The sequence below is a fragment of the Cupriavidus sp. KB_39 genome (assembly GCF_052114485.1).
In the GTDB taxonomy this organism is placed as follows: domain Bacteria; phylum Pseudomonadota; class Gammaproteobacteria; order Burkholderiales; family Burkholderiaceae; genus Cupriavidus.
In genome coordinates this window covers 26,014-33,706 of sequence record NZ_JBFREV010000052.1, presented here as the reverse complement: position 1 = coordinate 33,706, position 7,693 = coordinate 26,014, and the positions used below count along the sequence as shown (strand labels likewise).

General features: G+C 70.1%; 5 protein-coding genes. All 5 read right to left on the bottom strand.

The window, feature by feature from the left end; all coding sequences use genetic code 11:
• A partial coding sequence (locus AB4Z27_RS26405) for a DUF58 domain-containing protein (RefSeq protein ID WP_441645647.1) occupies positions 1-926 on the bottom strand: 926 nt, incomplete at its 3' end.
• A gap of 13 nt (positions 927-939) precedes the next feature.
• Positions 940-1,917, bottom strand: coding sequence for an AAA family ATPase (locus AB4Z27_RS26400; protein ID WP_441645646.1), 978 nt, complete (start codon positions 1,915-1,917; stop codon positions 940-942).
• Positions 1,914-4,445: a fused MFS/spermidine synthase gene (locus AB4Z27_RS26395; RefSeq protein WP_441645645.1), complete on the bottom strand. Its 2,532-nt coding sequence runs from the start codon at positions 4,443-4,445 to the stop codon at positions 1,914-1,916. The genes AB4Z27_RS26400 and AB4Z27_RS26395 overlap by 4 nt, the downstream gene beginning before the upstream one ends.
• Positions 4,446-4,474: 29 nt before the next feature.
• Entirely contained in the window at positions 4,475-6,310 is a 1,836-nt protein-coding gene (locus AB4Z27_RS26390) for an arylsulfatase (protein ID WP_092296493.1), read from the bottom strand.
• Positions 6,307-7,485, bottom strand: a complete 1,179-nt coding sequence (locus AB4Z27_RS26385; RefSeq protein WP_441645648.1) for a formylglycine-generating enzyme family protein — start codon at positions 7,483-7,485, stop codon at positions 6,307-6,309. Before AB4Z27_RS26385 ends, AB4Z27_RS26390 begins: the two co-directional genes overlap by 4 nt.
• Positions 7,486-7,693: the final 208 nt, after the last annotated feature.

Below are 7,693 nucleotides of genomic sequence, written 5' to 3'. Positions count from 1 at the left end.
GAAACCGGCAGCAGCGGCACGCCGATGCCGTGGTGCCAGTCGAACAGCGCCTGGCTGTGCTGGCTGGCGAAGCTGCCGATCTGGTCRCGCAGCGCGGCGCGGCCGAAGCCCAGTTCCACCTGCAGCTCGCCGTCGCTGACCACGAGGTGGCCGGAATCGGGCAACTCCAGCAGGAAGGGGTCGTAGACCAGCACCGACAGCACGTCATTACGGCTGCGCAGCGCCAGCATCAGCCGGCGCGTGCGGTCGTCGGCGCCGTCGAAGTCGCTGATGACGATGACGAGATGGTCGTGGCCCGCCAGCCGCACCGCGCGCTCCAGCGCTGCGTTGAACTGGTCGGCGCCGCGCCGGGCGGTTGCCTCGGCATGCAGGCGGCGGTTATGGGCGACGAGRTSGCCCAGCAGGTGCAGCACGGCGTCCCGGCTGCGGCGCGGCGCGCTGGCGGTCAGGTCGGTATCGCCGAACAGGATGCCGCCAACGCGATCACCATCGGCCACGATGCGCCACGCCGCCAGCGCGGCCACTTCTGCCGCCACGACCGATTTCATCGCGCGCCGGCTGCCGAAGAACATGTTCATGCGCTGGTCCACCACCAGCAGCACCGGGCGCTCCTTCTCCTCGGCATAGACGCGCACGTGCGGCTTGCCGGTGCGCGCCGTCACGCGCCAGTCCATGGTCCGCACATCGTCGCCGGGCAGGTAGCCGCGCACCTCCTCGAAGGCCAGCCCGCGCCCGCGCACCCGTGAGCCGTGCCGGCCGGACAGCAGGCTGTGCACCGGCTGGCGCGTGCGGAAGTGGAAGTCGCGGGCCGTGGCCTCCAGGGCGGCCAGCGCGTTCATGTCGACGTTGACGCCCGGCGTGGCGGTCGAGGGGGCCGCGCCGGCACCGGTGGCGGCTCGGTCGCGGGCGGCGAAGTCGCGCGGCATGSTGGGGTGGCTGTCAGGCCACGGCCACGCGTTGCAGCAGGCGGTCGATCACCGCATCGGCGCTGACGGACGCGGCGTGGGCCTCGTAGGACAGGATCAGCCGATGGCGGAACACGTCGTGCACCACGGCCTGCACATCGTCCGGGGTCACGTGATCGCGCCCGCGCAGCCAGGCGATGGCGCGCGCCACCTTGTCCAGCCCGATCGACCCGCGCGGGCTCGCGCCCACCTGAATCCAGCGCTTGAGGTCATCGTCGAACTGGCCCGGGTCACGCGTGGCCTGCACCAGCGCGACGATATAGCGCTCCACCGGCTCACTGACGGCAATGCCGTGGATGGCCGCCCGCGCCGCGAACACGGACTCGGGCGAGAGCTTGTCCGCCGTGGCGCCACCAGCGGCCTGCGGCGGCGGCGCTTCCTCGCTGCGCGCCAGCCGGATGATCTCGGCCTCCGCGCTGGCCTCGGGGTAGCCCACGTTCACATGCATCAGGAAGCGGTCCATCTGCGCCTCGGGCAGCGGATAAGTGCCCTCCTGCTCGATCGGGTTCTGCGTCGCCATGACCAGGAACAGCGGCTCGAGCTTGTGTGTCTGGCCCCCCACGGTCACCTGCCGCTCCTCCATGGCTTCGAGCAGCGCGGCCTGCACCTTGGCGGGCGAGCGGTTGACCTCGTCGGCGAGGATCAGGTTGGCGAAGATCGGCCCGGCCTGGAAGCGGAAGTCGCCCCGGCCRGCGTCCGTCACATAGATATCGGAGCCGGTGATGTCGGCCGGCAGCAGGTCGGGCGTGAACTGAATGCGCGAGAGCCGCGCGTCCAGATGGCGCGCMAGGCTCTTGATCGCCCGGGTCTTGGCCAGCCCCGGCAGGCCCTCCACCAGCAGGTGGCCATCCGCCAGCAGGCCGAGCAGCAGCCGTTCGATCATGCGCGCCTGCCCGACGATGGACTCGCCCATGCGGGCCTGCAGCGTGAGGATGTCGTCGCGGGCACTCATCGGCCGCCTCCGGTGAACCAGCGGTAGTAGGGATTGTCGGGGTCGGCCTGGATCGCCTCGGTGATGTGGTGGCTCCAGGCCTGCCGGTTGCCCTCGTAGGCGTCCAGGCCGGCGGCGTAGAAGGTCTGGAGGTTGTCGCGCTCCCGGCGGATCGCCTGTTGCAGGGCATCGTCGCCGCCGGTGAGCGGCGGGTCCGATTGCAGCGCCAGCAGCTCGCGCAGCACTGGCACGAACGCCTTCTGGCGCACCCAGCCGGTGTACTCGATGCGCGGGCGGTCATCGGTCACGGCGGGSGCRTCRCCGGCAAACCAGTCGAGRCCATCGCGGTCSGTRATGTAGGTGGCCAGCAGTGCCGCCGGCGAGGCCACGCCGACGGCGCGCAGCGCGCTGGCGACTTCGGGCTGCTGGAAGCGGGCGGCGATCGTCGGCGCATCGAGCTTCAGCGGTTCGGCCGAGCCCACCAGCAGCATCTCGTGGAGTTCGGTAGTCCAGAGCGAGGCATGCGGGAAGACGTCGAGGAAGCTGCGCACCAGCGAGCGGGTGTCGTCGCGGTTCTGGGTCGGCAGCGGCAGCCACTGGGCGACGATGCCGCCCGGTTGCAGGCGGCTGGCGGCCAACTGGTAGAACTCGCGCGAATAGAGGTTGACCACGCCGCTCGCGGACGGCGGCGGCGGCTCCAGCGTGACGAGGTCGTAGCGCTGCGTGCCCTGCAGCAGTTCGCGGCGGCCRTCGCGCAGGCGGATGTCGATGCGCTTGTCGTGGCTGGCGTCGAAATTGCCCCGGAAGTTCGGCGCGGCGCGCACCACGGCTGGCAGCAGCTCCGCCACCACGCGGTGTTCCAGGCCCGGGTACTGGAGCAGCGCGCCGGCGGTAATGCCGGTGCCGAGCCCGATCACCAGCGCCGAGCGCGGYGTGCCGTTGTGGACGATCAGCGGCAACAGCGCCTGCAGGCGCATATAGCGCAGCGACGTCATGGTATCGCCCGAGTTCGACACCCCTTGGATATAGAGCCGCCGGAAGCTCTGCGTGCCCTTGGCCTGCTCGACCACGGCCACCGTGGCGCCCCGGCTTTCCTCGTAGAACACCAGTTCGCCGCCACGCGCCTGCGCCAGCAGGCGAGCCAGCCGGTCTGCGGGCGTGGCCACGGCCACCATCAGCGTGATCACGGCCAGCAGCGGAATCGCCACCCGGGCGCGACGCGTGACGCCATCGCCAAAGGCCATCGCCAGCACGGCTACCAGCGCGCTGGCGGCAGCGAGCACGCCCAGCGTATGCACCACGCCAATCCACGGCACCAGCACCACGCCCGCCAGCACCGATCCGGCGATGCCGCCCAGCGTGTTGAGCGCCAGCACGGCGCCCAGCCCGGCCCCGACCCGTGCCGGATCGACCGAGAGCCGCACCGCGTACGGAAACGCCGCGCCCAGCAACACGGTGGGCACGAAGACGATGCACAGCGCCGCCACGGCAAAGCGCGCGCTGGAGGCGRCGAGCAGGTTGCCCGTGCCCTCCAGCACCCGCGCGTAGGCGGCGGATTGCAGGGCCGGCAGCCATTCCCCGAGCCACGCGAATTCGACCAGCGCCACCAGCCCCGCCCCGACCACCAGCAGCGCGAAGGCACTCCACGGGTCACGCGAACGGTCCACGCGSCGCGCCACCAGCGCGCTGCCCAGCACCAGCCCGGCCAGATAAGTCGCCAGCACCACCGCGAAGGCAAACGCCCGCGTACTCAGGAATTGGACGATGGCCTGYGACCAGACCACTTCRTAGCCCAGCGCGATGCCGCCCGCCACGGCGTAGAGCCCCAGCGCCAGCCGCCGCTGCGCGGTGCCCGTGGCAGGCGCGATGGATGGCGAAGGAGAGGCAACAGCGACGGCCTGCACCCGCCGGCTCTGCCAGAGCGCCCCGGCACCAGCCAGCAGGTTCAGCCCTGCCGCCGCGCAGGCGCTGCCGAACACACCGAGCAGCGGAATGGCGACGAACGCCGCCAGCAGCGTGCCGGCAATCGCCCCGSCGGTATTGGCGGCATACAGCCGCCCGCCATGGGCGCCAAGTTCTCCGGAAGGACGGATCGCGCGCAGCAGCACGGGCATGGTGCCGCCCATGGCTACCGCCGGCAGGGCCACCAGCAGCACGGGCAAGGCCCACGCCACGATGCCGGCGCGGGTTTCCAGCCACGCGAACGGCGCCGCCGCGTGGGCCAGCGCCAGGGTAGCGCCCAGCGCCAGCACGGCAATCGCGCATTCCAGCCACAGGTAGAGCCGCCAGGGCGAAGCGGCGCGGTCGGCCCATCGGCCAATGGTCCAGCCGCCCAGCGCCAGCCCGGCGAAGAACGCGCTGACGCCAACGGTGACGGCGTGCACATCCACGCCGAGCACCAGCGAAAGCTGCTTGACCCACAGGACCTGATAGACCAGCCCGGCTGCGCCGGACAGGACCAGCAGCGCGGCGGGCACCCGCCAGGCCGTGCCGGCCCGCACCGCCGCCTGGGCGGCGGTGCGCGTGCCACGACTCTGGCGCGCGCCCATGGCGGGTTCCAGCTTCCGGTCCGCCGCCGTCACTTCTTCTGCGGTTGGACGGACTGTGCCTTGGCCATCTGCTCGGCCACCTTGCGTTTCACGCTTGCCTCGGCCTGGTCAATCGTGAAGCTGGCCGGCAACTGGCTGGGCGGATAGTCGACAAAGGTCTGCAGGAACTGGATGGCGCGCCGGTTACCCTCGATGAACAGGTACGGGTTCTCGGTTTCGAGCTGGTGGTAAAGATTGGTCGGCCCGGTGTCCGCGCGCTCGTAGGGGTCCATGCGCAGGTTGAAGTAYTTYGGCGCGCGCAGGCAGGTGAACGGCTCCTTCCAGACCTCGAAACCGCCYCGCGCCCGCTGCTCGCAGAACACCACCTTCCACGCGGTGGGCTGGGTGGCGCCCTGCGTGAGCACGTCATAGCGCATGGCCACGAGTTCGGCATCGTCGTTGAAGTAGAAGAACTCGTTACGCGCGCTTTTCTCGGTCTGGCCGGTCAGCATCGGCAACTGGTTGTAGCCGTCCAGGTGGACCTTGGCGCTCTTGCCGCCCAGCGTGGTTCCTTTGACCAGGCGATCCTTGACGTCGCCGTCACCGGCGGCGGCCAGCAGCGTGGGGAACCAGTCGAGCCCGGACATCAGCCCGTTGGAAACCGTGCCCGGCTGGATCTTCCCCGGCCAGCGGATCATCGCCGGGACCCGGTAGGCGCCTTCCCAGTTCGAATCCTTCTCGCTGCGGAACGGCGTATTGGCGGCGTCCGGCCAGGTGAAGAAGTTCGGCCCGTTGTCCGTGGTGTAGACCACGATGGTGTTGTTGGTGATGCCGGCGTCATCGATCGACTTGAGCAGCTTGCCCACGTTCTGGTCCATCTCCCACATGCCGTCCGCGTACTCGTGGCCGCCGCCCAGCCCGGCCTTGCCGCGGTACTCGGGGCGCACGTGCGTGAACAGGTGCATGCGCGTGAAGTTCATCCACAGGAAGAACGGCTTGTCCCCCTGCGCCTGCTTCTGGATGTACTGGATCGCCGCGCCGGTGGTTTCGTCGTCGATGGTCTCCATGCGCTTGCGGTTCAGCGGCCCGGTGTCCTCGATCTTGCCGTCCGCGGTGCTGTGGATCACGCCGCGCGGGTTGTAGTACTTGAGGAAGTCGGGGTTGTCCTTGGGCCAGTACGGGCGCTCGGGTTCCTCCTCGGCGTTCAGGTGGTACAGGTTGCCAAAGAACTCGTCGAAGCCGTGCTTGGTGGGCAGGAAGCGGTCCTGGTCGCCCAGGTGGTTCTTGCCGAACTGCGCGGTGTTGTACCCCAGCGGCTTGAGGGCCTGGGCGATGGTGATGTCGCGGTCCTGCAGGCCCACCGGCGCGCCGGGCAGGCCCACCTTGGAGAGCCCGGTGCGGAACACGGTCTGTCCGGTGATGAAGGTGGAGCGGCCCGCCGTGCAGCTGTTCTCGGCGTAGTAGTCGGTCAGCATCATCCCTTCCTTGGCGATGCGGTCGATGTTCGGCGTCTTGTAGCCGACCACGCCGTGGCTGAACGCGCTGACGTTGCCGAGGCCAACATCGTCGCCAAAGATCACGACGATGTTGGGCTTGCCGCTGCGTGCGCCAGCCGGGGCGGCGGCCACCGGCGAGGCGCCCTGCGCCGGGGCGGTGGCCGGGACGGGGGTGGTGGGGGCTGGTGTCGTCGATGTCACGGGCGGCGGCGCTGCCGGGGCCGGGGCCGGGGCCTGAGCAGCCGGGGCGGCCGGGGCCTGCGTCTCGGCAGGCTTGTTCTCATCGGCCCGCTTACAGCCCGCTATCGCGAGCGCCGCGACGACGGCCGTGGCCGCGAGTTGCCAGCGGCGCGCCGTAGCCCGCTGCGAGGGAAGTCCTTTCGCGTTCATCGATTGACTCCGGTTGAGGAAAGTTGGGCGGACAGGGGCATCGCGCTGTCCTGGGGCGGGGGCTGCATCGCCGTGGCGGGCTGCTTGCGCAGGGCTGTCCATCGGCTGTCATCCATCACGAGCCGGAAGCCGAGGTGCGACATGCTGGTGTACGGGTCCGTGCCGCGCCGCGCGCTGGGGCGGTAGCTCAGGCAGAAGTCCTCGTTGCAGAGGAAGGAGCCGCCGCGCGTGACGCGCCGGGGCGCCTTCACGGGCACGCCGGGTTCGCTCGGGTCCCAGGAGTCACGGGGGCCGGCCGGGTTGAGCACCACGGTCTTCATCTCGGCGGCCTCGCGGCGGAACTGGTCGGCGCGATACCAGTCGGCCACCCACTGCCACGCATTGCCGGTCATGTCATAGAGCCCGTACCCGTTGGCCGGGAAGGTGCGCACGGGGCTGGTGCCCGCCGCGCCGCCGGCCTTGGCGCTGACCACCGGGAACGGCTGCACCTGCTGGCCCTGCCAGACGTTGGCCATCTGGCGGCCATCCGGCGCGAACTGGTCGCCCCAGGCGTAGGTGGCCTGCTCCAGCCCGCCGCGCGCCGCGAATTCCCATTCGGCCTCGGTCGGCAGGCGCTTGCCGGCCCATTTGGCGTAGGCCTCGGCGTCCTCATAGGACACCTGCACCACGGGATGATCGTCCTTGCCCTCGATGCTGCTGCCGGGGCCGGTGGGATGGCGCCAGTCCGCACCGGGCACGAAGCGCCACCAGCGCCAGTTCTCGCGCAGCGGCACCGGGCCGTTGGTGGCGACGAAGACCATCGCGCCGGCCACCATCGCGCTATCGGGCGGACGCGGCGTGCCGGGCGGRAGCTGGACCTTCATGGTSTCCCAGTCAGGCGCGCGCTCGGCCGTGGTCAGGTAGCCCGTGGCGGTGACGAACTTGCGGAATTCGGCATTGGTGACGTGATGCTGGTCCATCCAGAAGCCCGGCACGCGCACCTTGTGGGCCGGACGTTCATTGGGCTGGGCCATCTTGTGGTCGCTGCCCATCAGGAACTCGCCGCCGGGCACATGGACCATGCCGAGCGGCCCGCTGATGCCATCGCCCGRCTTGACGGCCGATGCACCCGCACCCGCGCCTGGACCGCTGCGCGAGGCATACCAGTACGAGCCACCCGCGCCAGCCAGCGCCATCGCGCCCGCCAGGGCCACCAGCCAGAGTCGGCCGCGCCATGTGGATTCGTGGGCCACCTTCGCACCCAACTTAGCTTTCCCTCGCTGCCCCTGTGACATGCCACCCCTCGTCCAGTGCACTTCAGTGAACACTGAGGAGTTTGCAGGCTCCATGCAGCGAAAGGAATGCAAACTTTTTTTGTGCGATCTGAATGATTTCGGAAAAGAA